This window comes from Streptomyces vinaceus (genome assembly GCF_008704935.1).
Lineage (GTDB): Bacteria > Actinomycetota > Actinomycetes > Streptomycetales > Streptomycetaceae > Streptomyces > Streptomyces vinaceus.
In genome coordinates this window covers 2,218,041-2,239,615 of the sequence record NZ_CP023692.1, presented here as the reverse complement: position 1 = coordinate 2,239,615, position 21,575 = coordinate 2,218,041, and the positions used below count along the sequence as shown (strand labels likewise).

Below are 21,575 nucleotides of genomic sequence, written 5' to 3'. Positions count from 1 at the left end.
ACCGAGAGGGCGGGCCGTGTCCTATGACACAGCCCGCCCTCTCACGTTGTGAAGAACCCGTGGTACTTGAGTGGTGCCCCTTGAGGGCCGTCGCCCGGGTCGTGTTACTTGAGTCGGGCCATGAGGGCGTGCTCGACGAGCGTGATGAGCGCGCTCTTGGCGTCCGCCCGGTGGCGGGCGTCGGTGGTGATGATCGGGGCGTCCGGTCCGATCTGCAGGGCCTCGCGCACTTCTTCGGGGGTGTAGGGCTGGTGTCCCTCGAAGCCGTTGAGGGCCACGACGAACGGCAGCCCGCTGTTCTCGAAGTAGTCGACCGCGGGGAAGCAGTCGGCGAGACGGCGGGTGTCGACGAGCACGATCGCACCGATGGCGCCGCGGACGAGGTCGTCCCACATGAACCAGAAGCGGTCCTGTCCGGGGGTGCCGAACAGGTACAGGATGAGGTCCTGGTCCAAGGTGATGCGGCCGAAGTCCATGGCGACCGTGGTGGTCGTCTTGTCCCCGGTGTGGGTCAAGTCGTCGATACCGGCCGACGCGGACGTCATCACGGCCTCGGTGCGCAGCGGGTTGATCTCCGAGACGGCTCCGACGAACGTGGTCTTGCCCACGCCGAACCCGCCCGCCACCACGATCTTCGCGGAGGTGGTGGAGCGGGCGGTTCCGCCATTAGAGCTTGCGAAGTCCACTGAGCACCCTTTCGAGCAGCGTTACATCCGGCGTGCCGCCGGCCTCTCCATTGCCCGGCTGGTGGATGGCCACCATTCCGGCCTCGGCCAGGTCGGCGACGAGGATCCGGGCGACACCGAGCGGCATCGACAGCAGTGCGGAGACCTCCGCGACCGACTTGACCTCGCGGCACAGCGTGCAGATGCGCTGGTGCTCGGGAAGCAGGCCGGACAGGTGCATCGGATCGGCCGTGGTGCTGACCAGCGCCTCTATGGCGAGCTGGTAGCGGGGCCGGGTCCGTCCGCCGGTCATCGCGTACGGGCGAACGAGCGGCTGATCGCCTTCCGAGTACGACGAATCGCCGTACGCATCGGAGTAGGCGGGGGGCGGGGTCATTGATCCTCCGGGCTGGACAGCAGTGGTCAGCGTGCCGTCTGACGGGGCGGCCGGTGGGGGGACGGTATGACGGCCTGTCGGGGGTACTGGGTTCCGGGGCGGGCCCCCGGTCCCCCGGCCGGAAGTACCGTCCGGCCGGGAGATGTGGCGTCAGATGAGCAGGCTTCCCTGGAGTTCCGCGCGCAGGTCCGGAGTGAGGACGCTGCCGGCGCGGTCCACGAGGAGGGCCATCTCGTAGCCGACGAGGCCGATGTCGCACTCGGGGTGCGCGAGCACGGCCAGGGAGGAGCCGTCCGAGACGGACATGAGGAAGAGGAATCCCCGGTCCATCTCGACGACGGTCTGGTTGACGGCGCCGCCCTCGAAGATGCGGGAGGCTCCTGCGGTCAGCGACGTCAGACCGGAGGCCACGGCCGCCAGCTGATCGGCGCGGTCCCGGGGGAAGCCCTCGGACATCGCCAGAAGGAGGCCGTCGGCGGAGACCACCACCGTGTGGGACACCCCGGGGGTGTTGTCCACGAAGTTGGTGATCAACCAGTTCAGGTTCTGTGCCGCCTGGCTCATCGAACTCAACTAACGCTCCTGCTGGTAAGTGGGGTCGATGTGGTAACTGCCGGTCGCCGGGCCGTTGTTGCCGGCCTGACGGCCCTGCTGGATACCCCGTCGGAGGTTGGTCAGACGGCCACGGACGTCGTCCGGCGCTCGCGAGACCTGCGGGCCCGACTGTGCGTCGGACTGCTGCTGCGCCGTGCCGGCCACGAGGTTCGCCCGCGGCACTCGACGGGGCAGCCCCGAGGTGGTGATGCCGCCGGCGGCGGGCTGGCGCACGCGCTCGGCCTGCCGCATCAGCTCGTCGTTCGGCGAGGACCGCCAGCTGACGGTCGGCGAGCTGCCGGTCGTCGCGGGGGCGGGCTCGGCCGCGGGCTCCTGGCCGCGCTGCGGCAGCGGCTGCTGCGGGCGCTGCTGGGAAGCCGGAGCCGGGGCGGACTGCTGCGGCTGCTGGGGAACCGGTGCCTGACCGGGGGCCTGCGGGCCCTCCTGGTGGAACCAGTTCGACTCCAGCGTGTCGAAGATCGGGCTGCGCTCGTTGCCGGAGCTCTGGGCCGGCGGCAGCGCCTCCGGCTGGTGGGCCTGCGGCAACTGCGGAGCCTGCGGCTGCTGGGGGGCGGCGAATCCGCCCACACCGGGGCCGCCGGGCCGCGGGGCCTGGAAGTCCGGACGGGCGAACTGGCCCGTGGTGGACGGGTCCACGCCGCCGCGCGGCTCCGGGCGCTCGAACTGCCCGGTGGCGGACATGTTCTGGCCGGCCGGGGGCAGCGGGGCCCGTACGTCGGGGCGCTCGAACTGGCCGGTGGTGCTGTTGCCGGCCGGCGGGCGCGGGGCGTTGAAGTCCGGACGGGCGAACTCGGCCGTCGAACCGGGGCCCGAGAGCTCGTCGTGGCCGCGCGGGACCTCGTGGCCGCCGTGGCGCGCCTGGTCGGCGCCCCAGCTGGTGGTCTGCGGGATCCCGGCCGGACCGCCGCCCGCGCCCGCAAGCTCCGGCCGCGCGGCGCCACCGCGCGGCGGCAGCTGCGGCCGGGAGCCGCGCGGAGCCGGGGCGGCGGGTGCCTGCACCGAGGGGACCGGGCCCGTCGGAGCGGGCTGCTGCTGGGGGCTCTGGGGGCTCTGGGGGTTCTGCGGGCCCTGGAGGTTCTGAGGACGCTCGAAGCCGTTGCCCTGCGGGAATCCGCCCTGGCCGGAGGCGGTGGGCGCGGGCATCGGACGGGAGCCGGGACCGCCGGCCGGACCGCGGCCCGGCAGCGGCGCGCCGCCGCCGAAGGCACCGTCGGCGAAGCCGCCCTGGCCCTGGGAGGCCGGGGCGCCCGGCATGCCGGTCATACCCGGACCGCCCTGCGGACGGGCGTTCGGGCCGCCCTGCTGCGGACGCGCACCGGGGCCGCCCTGCGGGCCGGCGGAGCCGTCGCGGCCCGGCAGCGCGGCGCGCTGGCCGCCGCCGGAGACCTGGCCGCGCTGCTGGCCGGCGCCGACGGGCTGGCGTGCGCCGCCGCCCGGGACCGAACCCTGCGCGGAACCGCCCGGCATGCCCTGCGGCGCACCGGAGCCCGAGGCGCCGGAGCCGCCCTGGCCCGGCATCGGACCCGGCTTCTTGCCGCCCTGGGCGACGTCCACCGGCAGCATGACGAGGGCCGTCGTACCACCCGAGTCGGAGGGGCGCAGCTGGATGCGGATGCCGTGTCGCAGGGACAGGCGGCCGACCACGAACAGACCCATGCGGCGGGAGACGGAGACGTCCACGGTCGGCGGCGAAGCGAGCCGCTCGTTGATCGCGGCGAGGTCTTCGGGGGAGAGGCCGATGCCGGTGTCGTGGATCTCGACGAGCACGCGCCCGTCGGGCAGCGCGTGACCGGTGACCTTGACCTTGGTCTGCGGGGAGGAGAACGAGGTGGCGTTCTCCAGCAGCTCGGCGAGGAGGTGCACGAGGTCGTTGACGACGCGGCCGGCGACGTCGGTGCCGGGCACCGACGCGAGTTCGATGCGCTCGTACTGCTCCACCTCGGACGCCGCGGCGCGGAGCACGTCGACGAGCGGGACGGGGCGGGTCCACCGGCGGCCCGGCTCCTCGCCCGCGAGGACGAGGAGGTTTTCGCCGTTACGGCGCATACGGGTCGCGAGGTGGTCGAGCTTGAAGAGCGAGGACAGCTGGTCCGGGTCGGCCTCGCGCGACTCCAGCTCGGAGATGAGCGAGAGCTGGCGCTGGATGAGGCCCTGCGAACGGCGCGAGAGGTTGGTGAACATCGCGTTGACGTTGCCCCGCAGGAGGGCCTGCTCGGCGGCGAGGCGGACGGCCTCGCGGTGCACGTCGTCGAAGGCCGCGGCCACCTGGCCGATCTCGTCGCGGGTGTGCAGGCCGACGGACTCCACGGAGGTGTCCACGTCCTGCGGGTCCGACTCGGAGAGCTGCTTGACGAGCTCGGGCAGACGGTCCTGGGCGACGCGCGTGGCCGTGTCCTGCAGGCGGCGCAGCGAGCGGATCATGGACCGGGCCATGACGAAGGCGCCGACGAGCGAGACGCCGAGGACGAGGAGGATCAGGGCACCGTTGATGATGGCGTCCTGCTGCGAGCTGTTCTTGAGCTCGCGGGCCTTCTGCTCCATGTCTTCGAGCAGGGTCAGCTCGATGACCTTCATCGCCTGGAGCTTGGTGTCGTCGGCGTCGTACCAGTCCATCCAGGACCGGTTCTTCTCCTTGCCGAACTGCCCCTGGGTGCTCAGGACGCGGCGTGCGTAGTGGTCGGCGGTGCCGATCTCCGTGTTGCCGTCGCCGAGCGCCGCGAGGAGTTCCTCGGGCTTGCCCTGGTAGACGAGTTCGAAGGTCTTCTTCGCCTGGCTCTCGCCGCGGAGCGCGGAGAGGGCGTAGAGGCGGTCGTTCTCGGTGAGCGAGCCCGGGTGATCGCTGCTCTCGGGGAGCGAGGCGGCGATGACGGCGCGCTGGATCGAGGCGTACTCCTTGGCGGAGGAGAAGGCCGCCAGGGCGCGCGTGCGCTTGATCATCTCCGGGCTGGAGGTGGCCTGCGCCATGTCCTGGGAGAGCGAGAGCAGCGAGACGATCAGCGCGTTGTACTCGGTGACGGTCTGCTGGGCGCCGTTCTGGTACGCCTTCTTGCGGATTTCCTCGATGCCGGTGAGCTGGCGGCCGATCTGCAGGATGTTGTTGCGGATCGACTTGAGGGTGTCGTCCTTGTCCTGTGCGCTGTCGACCTTGTCCGTCGCGGCCTGGAAGGCCTTGGCTGCGGCGTCGGTCTGGTCGCGTACACCCACGACGAGGCTGTTGGGCTTGCCCGACTTGTCGACCGACAGCGGACCCGCCGACTTGTCCCGCTCCTCCTGGAGCATGGCGGCCAGGTTGGTGGCCTGCCGGGTCATCGTCGTCAGCAGCTGCATGTGCTCCAGCTGGTTGATGTCGTTGAGCGAGTCGTTGATGCGGAAGCCACCGAGCGTGGTGGCGGCGACGACCGGCAGCGTCAGCAGCGACACGAGTCGCGTGCTGATGCGCCAGTTCTGCATGGCCAGTCGCGAACCGGGCCCGCTGGGGGCCTTCGGTATCGCCACGTCCTTGTCGGCCGGCTCTTCGCCCTTGGCCTTGCCCCGGGGCTTGAGGCGCGCCTTCCCCTTCACCGCGTTCACCGTGGTGGAGGAGTCGGGGCCTGCGCCTTCGACAGCCGGCCCGCGGTTCTGGGCGTGCTGGGGCGAGGAGCCACGGTCGGTCCCGCCGCGCGGCTCCTGCTCCGCCGCAGCGCTGCCATCCCTCTTGAATCGTCCCTGCACTAGCGTCGCAACCTCTGGACCAGGCGTCCCGCCGGGCGACCGGTGGGACGGTGTCGAGTCGTGGGGCGTTCCCGCCCCATGGTGGTCGTCGGTGACCGGCGCGTCTCCCTCTCCTTGCCGCCGCGCGCGGCGCTGTGTCGCGCCACCTGCGCGCCGGCTGTTTCCCGCGGCGGTCCCGCGAATTCCAGCACAGTGGCGGATCTCCAACAAGGTGCGCGTGTCGGCCTGGGGTGGCGGTGACGGAATGCGATGGGAGCGTTACGCGATGTGCGGCGCCTTTCGGGGCGAATCGGACTTACGTCGACCAAACGCGGTGGCTGGCAAGGTGTCCCAGTCGAGATGATCAGGAGCGGAATGGCTGATTCAGTGGCACAATGTCCGTTTCGCCACCCGGAATTGACTGCCCGTTATGCCCGTATTGTCGGGTCACGGGTGAGCAAACTCACATAGCTGTGGCCATTACTTCCCGGTTGGGCCGGGGAATCGGATGTTTAGCCTTGCCCTTTACAGGGTTGAAGGATCCGACAACCCCCCACCCGACGACCGAGCCGAGGGCCCGAAACACCGTGAAGACGACGATGATGTTCCGCAACATAGCCAACCCCCGCCGCACCACCCTCGCGCACCTCAAGGACGCCGAAGAGCTGCAGGCGGTCGAGGCTCCGGAGCACTCCGTCGAGCTGCCCGCCCAGACCGCGAACCCGCGCCGCACGATCCTGATGGACGCGCCGGTCGCCGCGGCGCAGTAACCCGCTCGGCAAAAGGAGCGCGAAGCGCCGCTGCCCGCCGCGTTAGCCTGGACACGCAGACTCCAGCCAGCGGAAATACAGAGGGGCAGACGCAACACGTGCGCATCGCCAGGTTCTCCATCGACGGCAATGTCGCGTTCGGCGCGGTCGAGGGCAGCACTGCCCCCGGCGCCGAGGGTGAGCTCGTCCTCGACATCATCAAGGGCATCCCGTTCGCGGACTTCGAGCTCTCGGGTACGAAGGTGCCGCTGAGCAAGGTCCGGCTGCTGCCGCCCGTGCTCCCGAACAAGGTCGTGGCCATCGGCCGCAACTACGCGGAGCACGCGGCGGAGCTCGGCCACGAGGTCCCCGAGACGCCGATCACCTTCTTCAAGCCCTCCACCTCGGTGGTCGGCCCGGGCGACCCCATCACGTACCCCTCCTTCTCCCAGGACCTCCACCACGAGGCGGAGCTCGCCGTGGTCATCGGCCGCATGTGCCGAGAGGTCCCGAAGGAGCGCGTCAAGGACGTGATCCTCGGCTACACCTGCGCCAACGACGTCACCGCGCGCGACGTCCAGCAGCGCGAGAAGCAGTGGGCCCGGGCCAAGGGCTTCGACAGCTCCTGCCCCCTCGGCCCCTGGATCGAGACCGACCTCGACCCGGCCGACCTGACCATCCAGTGCACCGTCAACGGCGAACAGCGCCAGCTCGGCCGCACCAGCGACATGGTCCGCTCCATCGAGGACCTGATCGTCCACATCACCGAGGCCATGACGCTGCTCCCCGGCGACGTCATCCTCACGGGGACCCCGGCCGGAGTCGGCCCCCTCAACGTCGGCGACGAGGTCGCCGTCACCATCGAAGGCATCGGCACTCTCACCAACAAGGTGATCAAGCGTGGCTAACGCGAACTACCGCGTCCGTTTCTGTCCCTCCCCGACCGGCAACCCCCACGTGGGCCTGGTCCGGACCGCCCTCTTCAACTGGGCGTTCGCCCGGCACCACGGCGGTACGTTCGTCTTCCGCATCGAGGACACCGACGCGGCGCGCGACTCCGAGGAGTCCTACGAGCAGCTGCTCGACTCGCTGCGCTGGCTCGGCTTCACCTGGGACGAGGGCCCCGAGGTCGGCGGCCCGCACGCCCCGTACCGCCAGTCCGAGCGCATGGACATCTACGCGGACGTGGCCCAGCGCCTGCGTGAGGGCGGGTACGCGTACGACTGCTACTGCACCACCGAGGAGCTGGACGCGCGCCGCGCCGCCGCCCGCGCGGCCGGCAAGCCCTCCGGCTACGACGGCCACTGCCGCGAGCTCACCCAGGTGCAGCTGGAGGCGTACCAGGGCGAGCACCGTCCCTCGATCGTGCGCTTCCGGATGCCCGACGAGCCGATCACCTTCACCGACCTGGTCCGCGGCGAGCTGACCTTCACCCCGGAGAACGTGCCGGACTTCGGCATCCTGCGGGCCAACGGCGCGCCGCTCTACACCCTCGTCAACCCGGTCGACGACGCGCTGATGCAGATCACGCACGTGCTCCGCGGCGAGGACCTGCTCTCCTCCACCCCGCGCCAGATCGCGCTGTACAAGGCGCTGATGGAGATCGGCGTCGCCACCGGGATCCCGCAGTTCGGCCACCTGCCGTACGTGATGGGCGAGGGCAACAAGAAGCTCTCCAAGCGCGACCCGGAGAGCTCGCTCAACCTGTACCGCGAGCGCGGCTTCCTCCCCGAGGGCCTGCTGAACTACCTCTCGCTCCTCGGCTGGTCCTTCTCCAAGGACCAGGACGTCTTCTCGATCGAGGAGATGGTGGCGAAGTTCGACATCGACGGCGTGAACGCGAACCCGGCGCGCTTCGACCTCAAGAAGGCCGAGGCGATCAACGCCGACCACATCCGCCTGCTGGACCCCAAGGCCTTCGCTGACGCCTGCACCCCGTGGCTGCGGGTCCCGCACGCCAACTGGGCGCCGGAGGACTTCGACGCCGAGGCCTGGGCGGCCATCGCGCCGTACGCCCAGACCCGCGTGACCGTCCTCTCGGACATCACCGCCAACGTCGACTTCCTGTTCCTGAAGGAGCCGGTCTGGGAGCAGGCCTCGTGGGACAAGGCGATGAAGGGCGAGCCCGCGGCCCTTCTGACCTCCGCCCGCGCGCACCTGGACACGGCCGACTGGAGCGACCCCGAGTCCCTCAAGCAGGCCGTCCTGACCGCCGGCGAGGCCCACGGCCTCAAGCTGGGCAAGGCCCAGGCCCCGGTCCGCGTGGCCGTCACGGGCCGCACGGTCGGCCTGCCGCTCTTCGAGTCCCTCCAGATCCTGGGCAAGGAGCGCTCGCTCGCCCGCATCGACGCGGCGCTGGCGAAGCTCGCCGCGTAGGCATCGCCCACGTCCCTCAGGGGGCGGCGGCCGGGAAACCCCCGGCCGCCGCCCCCTGACGCGTTCTCCCGGCGCGTGCGGACATCCGCGCGCCGTCCCCTGTTCGGGCCGTGGACATCCGCGAACCCCCTCGCCGGCGCCCCGCGATGTCGTAGCGTCGGAGGTATGCCGATCCGCGCCGTGCTGTGGGACATCGACGACACCCTGTTCGACTACACGGGGGCGGACACCGCAGGCCTCGCGCGCCGGCTCGCCGAGGAGGGGATCGCGCAGCGGTACGGGTCGCCCGCGCAGGCGCTCGCGCTGTGGCGGGAGATCACCACCCGCCACTGGGACCGCTTCGCCGCGGGCGAGGTGGACTTCCAGGAGCAGCGCCGCGACCGCGTGCGGGACTTCCTCGGGGAGCCCGCGATGAGCGCCGCCGAGGCCGACGGCTGGTTCGACCGGTACGTCGTGCACTACAAGGCCGCCTGGACGCTGTTCCCCGACGTCGTGCCCGTACTGGACGCCCTCGCGGCCGGCTACCGGCACGGGGTGCTCTCCAACTCCTCCACGGTCAACCAGGACCCCAAACTGCGCCACCTCGGGCTGCGCGAGCGCTTCGAGGTGCTGCTCTGCGCGGCGGAACTGGGTGTCAGCAAGCCGGAGGCCGAGGCCTTCCTCGCTGCCTGCGAGGCCCTCGGACTGCCGCCCGGCGAGGTCGCGTACGTGGGCGACCAGCCGGAGATCGACGCGCGCGGGGCGCGCGACGCCGGGCTCACCGCGGTCTGGCTCGACCGGGACGGCGAGCGCGGTCCGGGCCCCGAAGGAGTGCACCGGATCGCCGGTCTCGCCCTGCTCCCTGAGCTGCTGGCCTCCGATACCCGTTTTGGAGCACGGTCAGGCATCCGGTAATGTTCTTTCTGCGCCGCCGGAGCGGGCCGAAAGGCCGGACGGAGGCGCCACTCGAAAGAAAAGCCCCCCAGGGGGTTGACTTTCGGTGGGGTATAGTGTAATTGGCAACACGAGGGTTTCTGGTTCCCTTATTCTAGGTTCGAGTCCTGGTACCCCAGCGCAGTGCAGTAGTAACGCAGTGCTTTGCCCCCGTTGTGTAGCGGCCTAGCACGCCGCCCTCTCAAGGCGGTAGCGCCGGTTCGAATCCGGTCGGGGGTACAGATCCTTCCCGCAAGGTCTCCATTGGGTAGCTCCCGGACGTCTTGATGCAGGATCGCTAGGGCCCCCGTTGTGTAGCGGCCTAGCACGCCGCCCTCTCAAGGCGGTAGCGCCGGTTCGAATCCGGTCGGGGGTACTGGTCTGGTATAGACCACTTTGGGCTATGGTGTAATTGGCAACACGAAGGTTTCTGGTTCCTTTGTTCTAGGTTCGAGTCCTGGTAGCCCAGCGCAGTACAGAGCAAGCCCCCGTTGTGTAGCGGCCTAGCACGCCGCCCTCTCAAGGCGGTAGCGCCGGTTCGAATCCGGTCGGGGGTACGCACAGGAGAGGCCCTCCGCGTTCATCGCGGAGGGCCTCTTCGCTGTTCCCGTACGCATCCGCCCCGCGCTGCGCCCCCGTACAAGTGCGGGCCCGGAGGCGCGTGTTCGGACGTGTGCGGCGTCGTACGCGCCCCCGGGCCCGGGGGAGTGGGGAAGGCCTGCGGCCGGGAGGGGTCAGCCGGAGCGGCGCAGGGCCTCCGACAGGCGGGCGGCCGCGTCGATGACGGCCTGGGCGTGCATCCGGCCCGGGTGGCGGGTCAGGCGCTCGATCGGCCCGGAGACCGATACGGCGGCCACGACGCGGTTCGACGGCCCGCGCACGGGCGCGGAGACGGAGGCCACGCCGGGCTCCCGCTCGCCGATCGACTGCGCCCAGCCGCGGCGCCGTACGCCCGACAGGGCCGTCGCCGTGAAGCGCGCGCCCTGGAGCCCGCGGTGGAGCCGCTCGGGCTCCTCCCAGGCCATCAGGATCTGCGCGGCCGAGCCCGCCTTCATCGGGAGCGTCGAGCCCACCGGGACGGTGTCCCGCAGGCCCGACAGCCGCTCGGCGGCCGCCACGCAGATGCGCATGTCTCCCTGACGGCGGTAGAGCTGCGCGCTCTCGCCCGTCACGTCACGGAGGTGGGTGAGTACCGGTCCCGCCGTGGCCAGCAGGCGGTCCTCGCCGGCCGCGGCGGCGAGCTCCGCCAGCCGCGGTCCGAGGATGAACCGGCCCTGCATGTCCCTCGCCACCATCCGGTGGTGTTCCAGTGCCACGGCCAGGCGATGTGCCGTGGGTCGTGCGAGCCCTGTCGCCGCGACCAGCCCGGCGAGGGTGGCCGGACCGGACTCCAGTGCGCTCAATACCAGAGCTGCCTTGTCGAGAACGCCGACGCCGCTAGAGTTGTCCATGAAACGATATTCGCGTCTCACACTGTGAAACGCAAGTTCAATTTTTCCAAGAACCAGCGAGTCTGTATGTACGGGTCCACGAACCACTGGGTCCGGGACGGTGAGCCGGAGGGAAAGCGATGGGTAGGACACTCGCGGAGAAGGTCTGGGACGACCATGTCGTCCGGCGCGCCGAGGGCGAGCCCGACCTCCTCTTCATTGATCTGCACCTGCTGCACGAGGTGACCAGCCCCCAGGCCTTCGAGGGCCTGCGCCAGGCCGGCCGCAAGGTCCGGCGGCTGGACCTCACCATCGCCACCGAGGACCACAACACCCCCACCCTGGACATCGACAAGCCGATCGCCGACCCGGTCTCCCGGGCCCAGCTGGAGACGCTGCGGGCGAACTGCGCCGAGTTCGGCGTCCGCCTGCACTCCCTGGGCGACGTCGAGCAGGGCGTCGTCCACGTGGTGGGACCGCAGCTGGGCCTGACCCAGCCGGGCACCACCGTGGTCTGCGGCGACTCGCACACCTCCACGCACGGCGCCTTCGGCGCGCTGGCCTTCGGCATCGGCACCAGCCAGGTCGAGCACGTGCTGGCCACCCAGACGCTGCCGCTGGCCCGCCCCAAGACGATGGCCATCACCGTCACCGGCGAGCTGGCCGAGGGCGTCACGGCCAAGGACCTGATCCTGGCGATCATCGCGAAGATCGGCACCGGCGGCGGCCAGGGCTACATCCTGGAATACCGCGGCGAGGCCGTCGAGAAGCTCTCGATGGAAGCGCGCATGACCATCTGCAACATGTCGATCGAGGCCGGCGCCCGCGCGGGCATGATCGCCCCCGACGCGACCACCTTCGCGTACCTGAAGGGCCGCGACCACGCCCCCGAGGGCGAGGACTGGGACGCGGCGGTCGCGTACTGGAAGACCCTGCGCACCGACGAGGACGCGGTCTTCGACGCCGAGGTCGTCATCGACGGCGCCGCGCTGTCCCCGTTCGTCACCTGGGGCACCAACCCGGGCCAGGGCGCGCCGCTGTCGTCCCACGTCCCCGACCCTGCTTCGTACGAGGACGCTTCGGAGCGCAACGCCGCCGAAAAGGCCCTGGAGTACATGGGGTTGACGGCCGGGCAGCCGCTGCGCGACATCAAGGTCGACACCGTCTTCGTAGGTTCGTGCACCAACGGCCGCATCGAGGACCTGCGCGCCGTCGCCGGCATCATCGAGGGCCGCAAAGTCGCCGACGGCGTACGGATGCTGGTCGTCCCGGGCTCCGTCCGGGTCGCCCTGCAGGCCGTGGAGGAGGGCCTGGACAAGGTCTTCAAGGAGGCCGGCGCCGAATGGCGGCACGCGGGCTGCTCGATGTGCCTGGGCATGAACCCCGACCAACTGGCCCCCGGTGAGCGCTCCGCGTCCACCTCCAACCGCAACTTCGAGGGCCGGCAGGGCAAGGGCGGGCGCACCCACCTGGTCTCCCCGCAGGTGGCCGCCGCCACCGCGGTGCTGGGCCATCTGGCCTCGCCCGCCGACCTGTCCGCCGCCGACGCGACCGCCGGAGTCTGAACCATGGAAGCCTTCACCACCCACACCGGCCGGGCCGTGCCGCTGCGCCGCTCCAACGTCGACACCGACCAGATCATCCCGGCCCACTGGCTGAAGAAGATCACCCGCGACGGGTTCGAGGACGGGCTCTTCGAGGCCTGGCGCAAGGACCCCGAGTTCGTCACGAACCGCCCCGAGCGCCAGGGTGCGACCGTGCTGGTCGCCGGCCCCGACTTCGGCACCGGATCCTCCCGCGAGCACGCCGTCTGGGCCCTGCAGAACTTCGGCTTCAAGGCGGTCATCTCCTCCCGCTTCGCCGACATCTTCCGCGGCAACTCGCTGAAGAACGGTCTGCTGACGGTGGTCCTGCCGCAGGAGACCGTCGACCGGCTGTGGGAGCTGACCGAGGCCGACCCGACCGCCGAGGTGACCGTCGACCTGGTCGCCCGCCAGGTCCGCGCGGCGGGAATCGAGGCGGAGTTCGAACTCGACGACAACGCCCGCTGGCGTCTGCTGGAGGGGCTGGACGACATCTCCCTCACCCTTCAGAACGAAGCGGACATCGCCACCTACGAAAGCGCCCGGCCGAGCTTCAAGCCGCGCACGACCAGGGTCTGATTCCAGCCTGATCAGCGCTTATTCACCTCCGGGTGATCACATCGACAACACTGTGCCCCCCGCCCTCCGGCGGGGGGCACAGCCGTGTGTTGAGGCCCCGTGAGGCGACAACTCGCCCCAGATGGCACAATCTGTGCATGGAACGCGACAGTCAACTTGAGCTCTACGAACTCGTCGCGGACCGGCTGAAAGAAGCACACGCAAGGGTGCGCACGCTGCAAGTCCCGGAGGGCGTAAGGATGGCGCTGTCCCGGAAGCTGTTGGTCGTCACGGCCGCGGCGAAGCATGATCTCGCCGATGCGGCAAGGCGCCTGGACAGGTTGATGAAGGACCTCGACGAGGGTCGATTCCCTGAAGGCGACTGATGCGAAGGAACTCCGTAACGACCTACACCGTTGCGGCACTAGGGTGATTAGCCCGTTTCGTGTTTGATTTGCGGTATATATCCGCCTAACGTGCGAAATAAGCTTGAACACATTCGTTCTGGCGAAGTCTCCGAAGGGGAAGACGTGAACAAGGCGCAGCTCGTAGAAGCGATTGCCGACAAGCTGGGCGGCCGCCAGCAGGCCGCGGACGCTGTCGACGCGGTACTGGACGCGATGGTCCGCGCTGTGGTCGCGGGCGACCGGGTCTCGGTCACGGGCTTCGGCTCGTTCGAGAAGGTCGACCGCCCGGCCCGCTACGCCCGCAACCCGCAGACGGGTGAGCGCGTCCGGGTCAAGAAGACCTCTGTTCCCCGCTTCCGCGCGGGCCAGGGCTTCAAGGACCTGGTCGCGGGCACCAAGAAGCTCCCCAAGGGCGGCGAGGTGTCGGTGAAGAAGGCGCCCAAGGGCAGCCTCTCCGGCGGAGCTTCCGCGACGGTCAAGAAGGCCGCTGCCAAGAAGGCCACCACCGCCAAGAAGGCGGCGGCCAAGACCGCGGTCGCCAAGAAGACCACCGCGAAGAAGGTCGTCGCCAAGAAGGTGGTCGCCAAGACCGCGGCGAAGAAGACCACCCCGGGGGCCAAGAAGACCACCGCCACGGCCAAGAAGGCCGCGACGACGGCGAAGAAGACCACCCCCACCGCCAAGAAGACGGCTCCGGCGGCCAAGAAGGCCACCGCGAAGACCACGGCGCCCGCCAAGAAGACGACGGCGCGCAAGACCACCGCGAAGAAGACCACGGCCCGCAAGAAGTAAGGCCACGAGTCACACACGCCGGGCCGGCTTCCCCCTTCCGGGGAAGCCGGCCCGCGGTGCTGTGCGCCCTGTTGTCGCAGGTCACAAGGGTGCGGTGGGGAGGGTCAGAAGGTCTGCAGGGTGACCAGCGTGATCCGCAGCGCCGGCCCCTCGCCGTCCGTCTCGATCCGGACCCGCTGCCCGGGCCGCAGCAGCCGCAGGCCGCCCGCGTCGAAGGCCGGGGCCCCGAAGGGCACCGGTGTGCCGTCGTCCAGCAGCACACTGCCGCTGCGGGTCTGGGAGTCGTACGTGTACGCGGTCGCCTGCATACGGGCACTGTATCGGGCCGTGTGACGGCCCACACCGAGGGCGAGGGCGGCCCGCAGATCGGCTCCCGTGTCCACGTCCCGCCGTACGCTCTCGACGTTCGCGATCCCTATTTCCGCAGCTCCCGAGGCCGAATGCCGAGCCCGTGACGGGCCCCCGAACGAGGGTGCCAATTCCACGTCCGGAGCAGCGGAAAGCAAGGTCGTTCCGATTCCCGCGGCGTCCGCGAGAAATGCCCGCGGAAATACGGACGCGGCTTCGAGCACGCGTAGCAATTCCGGCGGCCGCAGCGCCGGCAGATCCGCGTTCATCGCGGCCACCGCCGCCCCCGGCCGGATCCTGCGAATCTCCCGCGCCCCGTGGACGAGCGCCGCGTTGAGCCCGGTGGCCGGAGCGTCCGCGACGATCCGCGCCCCCAGCCGCGCCAGTTCCTTTCCGGCCTCCGCGTCGTCCGTGACGACCACCACATCCGCGACCGCCGCGCAGGCCAGCGCACCCGCCACCGTGTCCTGCGCGAACGCCAGGGCGAGCCCCGGGCGGGAGGCCCCCACGGCCGCAGCGAGACGGCTCTTGGCCACCGCCAAGGGCTTCAGCGGGACCACCAGACTCCAGACCGCGTTCGTGGCGGACCCCCCTTCCCTGCGGCGCGCGCCCGTCCATGGGTGGACCATGGCCGGGTCACGGCCTGGTCATGCATCGGCCCATTGTCGCCTCTGCCCGGTCGACCCGGAGCTCCGGTGCTCCGGGCGGGGCGTACGGTGTTCTCGACAGAGACCGGACCCGAGGCCACACTTGTCCGGCCGACGAGGTGCCCCAGCCGCGCACCGGTCCTAGAGGAAGGTGTCCGAGTGTCCCGCCGCAGAATCGGCTTCTGGTACCGCCTGGCGGCGGTCATCGCAAAACCGCCGCTGGTGGTGCTCTTCAAGCGGGACTGGCGGGGAATGGACCACATTCCGGCCGACGGCGGGTTTATCACGGCCGTCAATCACAACTCGTATCTGGACCCGCTCTCCTACGCGCACTTCCAGTACAACACCGGCCGGGTGCCCCGATTGCTCGCGAAGGCGGCCCTCTTCAAGGTCCCCGTCGTCGGATCGATCCTGCGCGGCTCCGGCCAGATCCCCGTCTACCGCGAGACCACCAACGCCCTGGACGCATTCCGGGCCGCCGTGGACGCCATCGAGCGCGGCGAATGCGTGGCCTTTTATCCCGAAGGCACTCTCACCCGCGATCCGGACATGTGGCCGATGGCCGGCAAGACCGGCGCAGCGCGCGTGGCGCTGATGACGAAGGCGCCCGTCATTCCCGTGGCCCAGTGGGGCGCGAACCTCGCCATGCCTCCGTACGCCAAGGAGAACAAGGTCCGCCTGTTCCCGCGCAAGACCCTCCAGGTGCTGGCCGGACCCCCCGTGGACCTCTCCGGGTTCTACGACCGGGAACCCACCCCGGACGTGCTCAAGGAGGTCACCGAGACCATCATGGCGGCCATCACGGAGCTGCTGGAGGAGCTGCGCGGCGAGAAGGCGCCGGAGCAGCCGTACGACCATCGCAAGGCCAGGCTGGAACAGCGGCGCAAGGCCGCGGGGGAGGACCACAAGTGACACGTCCCGTGAAGGCGGCCGTCTTCGGAACCGGCTCCTGGGGCACGGCCTTCGGCATGGTGCTCGCCGACGCGGGCTGCGAGGTGACCCTGTGGGGCCGCCGCAGCGAGGTCGTCGACGCCATCAACACCGGCCGGACCAACCCGGACTACTTCCCGGACGTCGAGCTCCCCGCGAACATGCGCGCCACCACCGACCCGGCCGAGGCCGCGGCCGGCGCCGACTTCGCGGTCCTCGCCATCCCCTCGCAGACCCTGCGCGGCAACCTCGCCGAATGGGCCCCCCTGCTGCCCGCCGACGCCGTCCTCGTCTCCCTGATGAAGGGCATCGAACTCGGCAGCGCCAAGCGCATGAGCGAGGTCATCGAGGAGGTGGCCAAGGTCCCCGCCGAGCGCGTCGCCGTCGTCACCGGCCCCAACCTGGCCCGTGAGATCGCGGCCCGCCAGCCCGCCGCCGCCGTCGTCGCCTGCTCCGACGAGGCCGTCGCGCAGCGCCTCCAGGCCGCCTGCCACACCCCGTACTTCCGCCCGTACACGAGCACCGACGTCATCGGCTGCGAGCTCGGCGGCGCGGTCAAGAACGTCATCGGCCTCGCCGTCGGCATCGCGGACGGCATGGGCCTGGGCGACAACACCAAGGGCTCCCTCATCACCCGCGGCCTCGCCGAGGCCACCCGGCTGGGCCTGGCCATGGGCGCCGACCCGCTGACCTTCTCCGGTCTCGCGGGCCTCGGCGACCTCGTCGCCACCTGCTCCTCGCCGCTCTCCCGCAACCACACCTTCGGCACCAACCTCGGCCGCGGCATGACGCTGGAGGAGACCATCGCGGTCACCAAGCAGACCGCCGAGGGCGTCAAGTCCTGCCAGTCGGTGGCCGATCTGGCCCGCCGCCACGGGGTGGACATGCCGATCACCGACACCGTCGTCGACATCGTCCACCACGGCAAGCCGCCGCTGGTCGCACTGAAGGAACTGATGGGACGCAGCGCCAAACCGGAACGCCGCTGACTCCTTTCCGGACGCCCGACCGGGTATCGTCGTGGCGATATGAGCAGCGAGAACCTCCCCCAGACCCCTGAGCAGCAGGGCCGCAAGCCCCGCGTGGCCGTCGTGTTCGGCGGCCGCAGCTCGGAACACGCCATCTCGGTCGTCACCGCGGGCGCCGTGCTGCGCTCCATCGACCGGTCCAAGTACGAGGTGCTGCCCATCGGCATCACCACGGACGGCCGGTGGGCGCTGACCGCCGACGAGCCCGCGCGGATGGCCATCGCCGACCGCAAGCTCCCGAGCGTCGAGGAGCTGGCGGACTCCGAGGAGGGCGCCGTCGTGCTCTCCGTCGACCCGGCCAACCGCGAGGTCGTCTACACCGAGCCGGGAGCCGTTCCCAAGGCCCTGGGCGAGGTCGACGTCGTCTTCCCGATGCTGCACGGCCCGTACGGCGAGGACGGCACCCTGCAGGGCCTGCTGGAGCTCTCCGGCATCCCGTACGTCGGCTCGGGCGTCCTCGCCTCGGCCGTCGGCCAGGACAAGGAGTACATGAAGCGGGTCTTCACCTCCTTCGGCCTCCCCGTCGGCCCGTACGTGACCGTCCGGCCCCGCGAGTGGGAAGCCGACCGGGACGCCGCCAAGGCGCGGATCCTGGACTTCGCCGGCGAGCACGGCTGGCCGCTCTTCATCAAGCCCGCCCGGGCCGGCTCCTCCATCGGCATCACCAAGGTCGACGACGTCTCCGGCCTGGACGCGGCGATCCGCGAGGCCCAGCGCCACGACCCGAAGATCATCGTCGAGGCGCTGCTGCGCGGCCGCGAGATCGAGTGCGGGGTGCTGGAGTTCGAGGACGGTCCGCGCGCGAGCGTGCCCGCCGAGATCCCCCCGGTCTCCAGCCACGACTTCTACGACTTCGAGGCGAAGTACATCGACTCCGCCTCCGGGATCGTGCCCGCCCCGCTCACCCCGGAGCAGACCGCCGAGGTGCAGCGGCTCGCGGTCGAGGCCTTCGACGCCGCGTCCTGCGAGGGCCTGGTGCGCGCCGACTTCTTCCTCACCGAGGACGGCACGTTCGTCATCAACGAGATCAACACGATGCCGGGCTTCACCCCGATCTCCATGTACCCGCGGATGTGGCAGGAGTCGGGCATCGAGTACCCGGAGCTGGTGGACCGCCTGATCCAGGCGGCCCTGAACCGCTCCACGGGCCTGCGCTAGCCGCAGCGCGCGGCCCCGAACGCCGTACATGCCGACCGCCCGCCGGGATTCCCGGCGGGCGGTCGGTGTGCGAAGGGGCGGGAGGGCTCCCGTCAGTACGAGGAGATGCCCTCCGGGACCGTCCTGGCCACGGCCGTGGACAGCCCGACGAGCATCCCCGCGTCCGTGGCATGCTCCTTGTCGACCCGGACCTCGGTGTACGCGAGCCGCAGGCCGGTGATGAAACGGAACCCCCCGCCGGCGCTGTCGGGGACCTTCTCCAGCAGCCATCGGACGCCGTTGACCTCGACGCCCTCCTGCCGGGGATCAGCCATCTCGGGGGGCTTGGGGAGACCGCACCGCAGTACGATCGCCGAGCCGCCCCACGCGGCGGTCAGATCCGACTCCGGCACCGCCTCGACCCGCGCCAGGCCGGCCACCGTCTCGGGGAGTTCCTCGTGCAGCGCTGCACAGAACCCCGCGACGTCGGCGGGCGGCGTGGGCGGCGGGTCCACCCGGGTTCCGGAACCACCCGGGGCACAGCCCGCGAGGGCCAGTACGGCGACCAGGACGGGCAGACGCAGGGGCCGGCGGTGGAGGGTCATCACCGGCCAAGAGTAGACGGGGGCTACAGATGGACCACCGGGCAGGTCAGGGTGCGGGTGATGCCCTCCACCTGCTGCACCTTGGCGACGACCATGCGGCCGAGCTCGTCGACGGTGTCGGCCTGGGCGCGCACGATCACGTCGTACGGGCCCGTCACGTCCTCCGCCTGGATCACCCCCGGGATCTGGCTGATGGACTCGGCGACGAACGACGCCTTGCCCACCTCGGTCTGGATAAGGATGTACGCCTGTACCACGGAACCTCCAGGGCGGCCACGAGGATCGATTCCCCTAACCTTCGGGTGGGCCCAGGGATTCGGGTGGGCCCGGGGAAGAAGGGACGCCACGGTACCGCGTCGCCGAGCACCACGGGGAGACCCGGGGGCACGGCGCCACGCACGGCGGGGCGTACGGAGAGCAGAAGTTGACGTATCTGTTGACGGTACCCAGAGCTGTGACGGCTCGCGACCGCAAGCGGACTGGGCAAGAAGGGGCACAGCGATGAAGGGCACTGTGGGCGAGCTGGGGGAGTTCGGGCTCATTCGAGAGCTCACCTCACGGCTCACCACCACCCCGGCGGTCCGGCTCGGACCGGGCGACGACGCCGCGGTCGTGTCGGCCCCCGACCGGCGGGTCGTGGCGAGCACCGACATCCTGCTGGAGGGCAGGCACTTCCGGCGCGACTGGTCCACCGCGTACGACGTCGGCCGCAAGGCCGCCGCGCAGAACCTCGCCGACATCGCGGCCATGGGCGCCGTGCCGACGGCGCTGCTGCTCGGCCTCGTCGTCCCGGCCGAGCTGCCGGTCACCTGGCCCACCGAGCTGATGGACGGCATCCGCGACGAGTGCCAGGTCGCCGGCGCGGCCGTGGTCGGCGGCGACGTCGTGCGCGGGGACACCATCACCGTGGCCATCACCGCCCTCGGCGACCTGCGCAACCACGAGCCCGTGCTGCGCTCCGGCGCCCAGCCCGGCGACGTCGTGGCCGTCACGGGCTGGCTGGGCTGGTCCGCGGCCGGATTCGCCGTGCTCTCGCGCGGGTTCCGCTCCCCGCGGGCCTTCGTCGAGGCGCACCGGCGCCCCGAGCCCCCGTACCACGCGGGCCCCGCGGCGGCCGGGCTCGGCGCCACCGCGATGACCGACGTCAGCGACGGCCTGATCGCCGACCTCGGGCACATCGCGGAGGCCAGCAAGGTACGGATCGACCTGCGCTCGGCGGCCGTCGACATCCCGACGCAGATGCACGACATCGGGCAGGCCGTCGGGGTCGACCCCTTGCAGTGGGTGCTCACCGGAGGGGAAGATCACGCCATCGTGGCGACCTTCCCGCCCGACGTGAAACTGCCCGCCCGGTGGAAGGTCATCGGGGAGGTGCTGAACCGGTCCGCGCTGCCCCAGGTGACCGTGGACGGCGCTCCCTGGACCAGCACCGGCGGCTGGGACCACTTCGGCTCCGACCCGTCCATCGAGGAGACCCCCAGATGACCGACGCGCCACCGCTGTGCCTGACCGTCGCCGGATCCGACTCCGGCGGTGGCGCCGGGATCCAGGCCGACCTCAAGACGATGCTGGCACTCGGCGTGCACGGGATGAGCGTGGTGACGGCCGTGACCGCGCAGAACTCCCTCGGGGTGCAGGGCGTCTGGGAACTGCCCGCCGAGGCCGTGAAGGCCCAGTACCGGGCCGTCGTGGACGACATCGGCGTCCACGCCGTCAAGACCGGGATGCTGGCCTCCACCGCACTGGTGGAAACGGTCGCCGAACTGCTCGCCGCCACCTCCGCCCCCGCCGTCGTGGACCCGGTCGGGGTCTCCAAGCACGGGGACGCGCTGCTCGCCGCCTCGGCCCTGGACGCCGTACGCAAGGAACTGCTGCCGCGGGCCACCGTGGCCACCCCGAACCTGGACGAGGTGGCCCAGCTCACGGGTGTGGTGGTGGAGAGCGAGGACGACATGCGGCGGGCCGCCGACGCCGTCCTCGCGTACGGGCCCCAGTGGGCGCTCATCAAGGGCGGGCACCTGGCCGCCCACGGGAACCAGGCCGCCGACCTGCTCACCGACGGGGACACGCTGCTGTGGCTGCGGGCCCCGCGCCACGGCAACCGGCACACCCACGGCACCGGCTGCACGCTCGCCAGTGCCCTGGCCGCGGGGCTCGCCAAGGGGCAGGACGTGCCGCAGGCCGCCATGGAGGCCAAGGAGTACGTGAGCGGCGCCCTCGCGGCCGGCTTCGCGCTCGGCGCGGGCATCGGCCCCGTGGACCACGCCTGGCAGTGGAACCGCTGACGGGGACGGCGCAACGGCAGAGGACCACCGCATCACGTGATGCGGTGGTCCTCCTCACGCCCGGTCGGTCCAGGCAAGGCAAAAGGCCGGTCCACTAGGTGGACCGGCCTTCTTGGCAACCGGAAAGGGCTGCGCTACGACGGTTGGCGTCAGCGCGAGACCTTGCCGGCCTTGATGCACGAGGTGCAGACGTTGAGGCGCTTCGGCGTCCCACTGACCATGGCACGAACGCGCTGGATGTTCGGGTTCCAGCGACGCGAGGTGCGGCGGTGCGAGTGGGAGATGTTGTTGCCGAAGCTCGGCCCCTTGGCGCAAACGTCGCAGTTGGCAGCCACAGGTCACTCCAAAGACTTCAGATGCACTTACAGTGAAATCCGGCGCACCGGATCAGAAGTCTGAGGAAGTCTGAGTGGTTTGCCGG

The 21,575-nt window shown here is 70.7% G+C and carries 22 protein-coding genes and 5 tRNA genes; 18 read left to right on the top strand and 9 right to left on the bottom strand.

Annotation, left to right across the window (positions count from 1 at the left end; genetic code table 11):
- Positions 1-104 precede the first annotated feature (104 nt).
- The 4 genes from CP980_RS09715 to CP980_RS09700 form a co-directional block, all read right to left on the bottom strand.
- Positions 105-686 carry a GTP-binding protein gene (locus tag CP980_RS09715; RefSeq protein ID WP_048475966.1) on the bottom strand — a complete coding sequence of 194 codons (582 nt, stop codon included), beginning with the start codon at positions 684-686 and terminating at the stop codon, positions 105-107.
- The gene (locus CP980_RS09710) at positions 667-1,062 is read right to left on the bottom strand and encodes a DUF742 domain-containing protein (protein ID WP_030162861.1); all 396 of its coding nucleotides are present in this window, start codon (positions 1,060-1,062) and stop codon (positions 667-669) included. The genes CP980_RS09715 and CP980_RS09710 overlap by 20 nt, the downstream gene beginning before the upstream one ends.
- A gap of 150 nt (positions 1,063-1,212) precedes the next feature.
- Complete coding sequence (locus CP980_RS09705; RefSeq protein ID WP_008739864.1) at positions 1,213-1,626, bottom strand: roadblock/LC7 domain-containing protein; 414 nt, start codon at positions 1,624-1,626, stop codon at positions 1,213-1,215.
- Between the two features lie 9 nt (positions 1,627-1,635).
- Complete coding sequence (locus CP980_RS09700; RefSeq protein ID WP_150527984.1) at positions 1,636-5,388, bottom strand: sensor histidine kinase; 3,753 nt, start codon at positions 5,386-5,388, stop codon at positions 1,636-1,638.
- A gap of 566 nt (positions 5,389-5,954) precedes the next feature.
- Here CP980_RS09700 and CP980_RS09695 point away from each other — a divergent pair.
- The 9 genes from CP980_RS09695 (at position 5,955) to CP980_RS09655 (ending at position 9,961) form a co-directional block, all read left to right on the top strand.
- Positions 5,955-6,137: a hypothetical protein gene (locus CP980_RS09695; protein WP_150527983.1), complete on the top strand. Its 183-nt coding sequence runs from the start codon at positions 5,955-5,957 to the stop codon at positions 6,135-6,137.
- Between the two features lie 98 nt (positions 6,138-6,235).
- Positions 6,236-7,024 carry a fumarylacetoacetate hydrolase family protein gene (locus CP980_RS09690; RefSeq protein ID WP_099889302.1) on the top strand — a complete coding sequence of 263 codons (789 nt, stop codon included), beginning with the start codon at positions 6,236-6,238 and terminating at the stop codon, positions 7,022-7,024.
- A complete protein-coding gene (gltX, locus tag CP980_RS09685) occupies positions 7,017-8,492 on the top strand; it encodes a glutamate--tRNA ligase (RefSeq protein ID WP_150527982.1) in 1,476 nt (491 codons plus the stop codon). Before CP980_RS09690 ends, gltX begins: the two co-directional genes overlap by 8 nt.
- A 165-nt stretch (positions 8,493-8,657) precedes the next feature.
- Positions 8,658-9,386: an HAD family hydrolase gene (locus CP980_RS09680; protein WP_150527981.1), complete on the top strand. Its 729-nt coding sequence runs from the start codon at positions 8,658-8,660 to the stop codon at positions 9,384-9,386.
- Between the two features lie 86 nt (positions 9,387-9,472).
- Positions 9,473-9,544, top strand: a tRNA-Gln gene (locus CP980_RS09675).
- A 27-nt stretch (positions 9,545-9,571) separates the two neighbouring features.
- Positions 9,572-9,644, top strand: a tRNA-Glu gene (locus CP980_RS09670).
- A gap of 63 nt (positions 9,645-9,707) precedes the next feature.
- A tRNA-Glu gene (locus tag CP980_RS09665) sits at positions 9,708-9,780 on the top strand.
- 21 nt (positions 9,781-9,801) lie between these two features.
- Positions 9,802-9,873 (top strand) — tRNA-Gln (locus CP980_RS09660).
- A 15-nt stretch (positions 9,874-9,888) separates the two neighbouring features.
- Positions 9,889-9,961, top strand: a tRNA-Glu gene (locus tag CP980_RS09655).
- A 177-nt stretch (positions 9,962-10,138) separates the two neighbouring features.
- On the opposite strand, the gene ndgR is transcribed toward CP980_RS09655, so the two are convergent.
- Positions 10,139-10,855 carry an IclR family transcriptional regulator NdgR gene (gene ndgR / locus CP980_RS09650; protein WP_037837458.1) on the bottom strand — a complete coding sequence of 239 codons (717 nt, stop codon included), beginning with the start codon at positions 10,853-10,855 and terminating at the stop codon, positions 10,139-10,141.
- A 119-nt stretch (positions 10,856-10,974) separates the two neighbouring features.
- Between ndgR and leuC the strand changes: the two genes are divergently transcribed.
- The 4 genes from leuC (at position 10,975) to CP980_RS09630 (ending at position 14,174) form a co-directional block, all read left to right on the top strand.
- Entirely contained in the window at positions 10,975-12,399 is a 1,425-nt protein-coding gene (gene leuC, locus CP980_RS09645; RefSeq protein ID WP_099889299.1) for a 3-isopropylmalate dehydratase large subunit, read from the top strand.
- A 3-nt stretch (positions 12,400-12,402) separates the two neighbouring features.
- The gene (gene leuD / locus CP980_RS09640; RefSeq protein WP_099889298.1) at positions 12,403-12,996 is read left to right on the top strand and encodes a 3-isopropylmalate dehydratase small subunit; all 594 of its coding nucleotides are present in this window, start codon (positions 12,403-12,405) and stop codon (positions 12,994-12,996) included.
- Positions 12,997-13,133: 137 nt separating this feature from the next.
- Entirely contained in the window at positions 13,134-13,361 is a 228-nt protein-coding gene (locus CP980_RS09635; RefSeq protein WP_045945905.1) for an SCO5555 family protein, read from the top strand.
- Between the two features lie 144 nt (positions 13,362-13,505).
- The gene (locus tag CP980_RS09630; RefSeq protein WP_132757023.1) at positions 13,506-14,174 is read left to right on the top strand and encodes an HU family DNA-binding protein; all 669 of its coding nucleotides are present in this window, start codon (positions 13,506-13,508) and stop codon (positions 14,172-14,174) included.
- Between the two features lie 104 nt (positions 14,175-14,278).
- Here the strand turns inward: CP980_RS09630 and cofC are convergent, their stop codons facing one another.
- Entirely contained in the window at positions 14,279-15,058 is a 780-nt protein-coding gene (gene cofC, locus CP980_RS09625) for a 2-phospho-L-lactate guanylyltransferase (RefSeq protein ID WP_425281768.1), read from the bottom strand.
- A 270-nt stretch (positions 15,059-15,328) separates the two neighbouring features.
- Here cofC and CP980_RS09620 point away from each other — a divergent pair, with 270 nt between their 5' ends.
- From CP980_RS09620 to CP980_RS09610, 3 genes are read left to right on the top strand one after another with little or no spacing between them, the layout of a single operon-like run.
- Positions 15,329-16,081, top strand: a complete 753-nt coding sequence (locus tag CP980_RS09620) for a lysophospholipid acyltransferase family protein (RefSeq protein ID WP_132757026.1) — start codon at positions 15,329-15,331, stop codon at positions 16,079-16,081.
- Entirely contained in the window at positions 16,078-17,088 is a 1,011-nt protein-coding gene (locus CP980_RS09615; protein WP_132757028.1) for an NAD(P)H-dependent glycerol-3-phosphate dehydrogenase, read from the top strand. Before CP980_RS09620 ends, CP980_RS09615 begins: the two co-directional genes overlap by 4 nt.
- 39 nt (positions 17,089-17,127) lie before the next feature.
- Positions 17,128-18,285, top strand: a complete 1,158-nt coding sequence (locus CP980_RS09610) for a D-alanine--D-alanine ligase family protein (RefSeq protein WP_132757029.1) — start codon at positions 17,128-17,130, stop codon at positions 18,283-18,285.
- A 92-nt stretch (positions 18,286-18,377) separates the two neighbouring features.
- Here CP980_RS09610 and CP980_RS09605 read toward each other — a convergent pair whose 3' ends face one another.
- Complete coding sequence (locus tag CP980_RS09605) at positions 18,378-18,869, bottom strand: DUF3515 domain-containing protein (protein WP_132757030.1); 492 nt, start codon at positions 18,867-18,869, stop codon at positions 18,378-18,380.
- A 23-nt stretch (positions 18,870-18,892) separates the two neighbouring features.
- A complete protein-coding gene (locus CP980_RS09600; protein WP_030162831.1) occupies positions 18,893-19,126 on the bottom strand; it encodes an Lrp/AsnC family transcriptional regulator in 234 nt (77 codons plus the stop codon).
- 244 nt (positions 19,127-19,370) lie between these two features.
- Here CP980_RS09600 and CP980_RS09595 point away from each other — a divergent pair, with 244 nt between their 5' ends.
- Both CP980_RS09595 and thiD read left to right on the top strand, forming a co-directional pair.
- Entirely contained in the window at positions 19,371-20,354 is a 984-nt protein-coding gene (locus CP980_RS09595; RefSeq protein ID WP_099889292.1) for a thiamine-phosphate kinase, read from the top strand.
- On the top strand, positions 20,351-21,154 hold the full coding sequence (thiD, locus tag CP980_RS09590) for a bifunctional hydroxymethylpyrimidine kinase/phosphomethylpyrimidine kinase (RefSeq protein ID WP_132757032.1): 804 nt from the start codon (positions 20,351-20,353) through the stop codon (positions 21,152-21,154). The genes CP980_RS09595 and thiD overlap by 4 nt, the downstream gene beginning before the upstream one ends.
- 149 nt (positions 21,155-21,303) lie before the next feature.
- On the opposite strand, the gene rpmB is transcribed toward thiD, so the two are convergent.
- The gene (gene rpmB, locus CP980_RS09585; RefSeq protein WP_030298506.1) at positions 21,304-21,489 is read right to left on the bottom strand and encodes a 50S ribosomal protein L28; all 186 of its coding nucleotides are present in this window, start codon (positions 21,487-21,489) and stop codon (positions 21,304-21,306) included.
- Between the last annotated feature and the right edge of the window lie 86 nt (positions 21,490-21,575).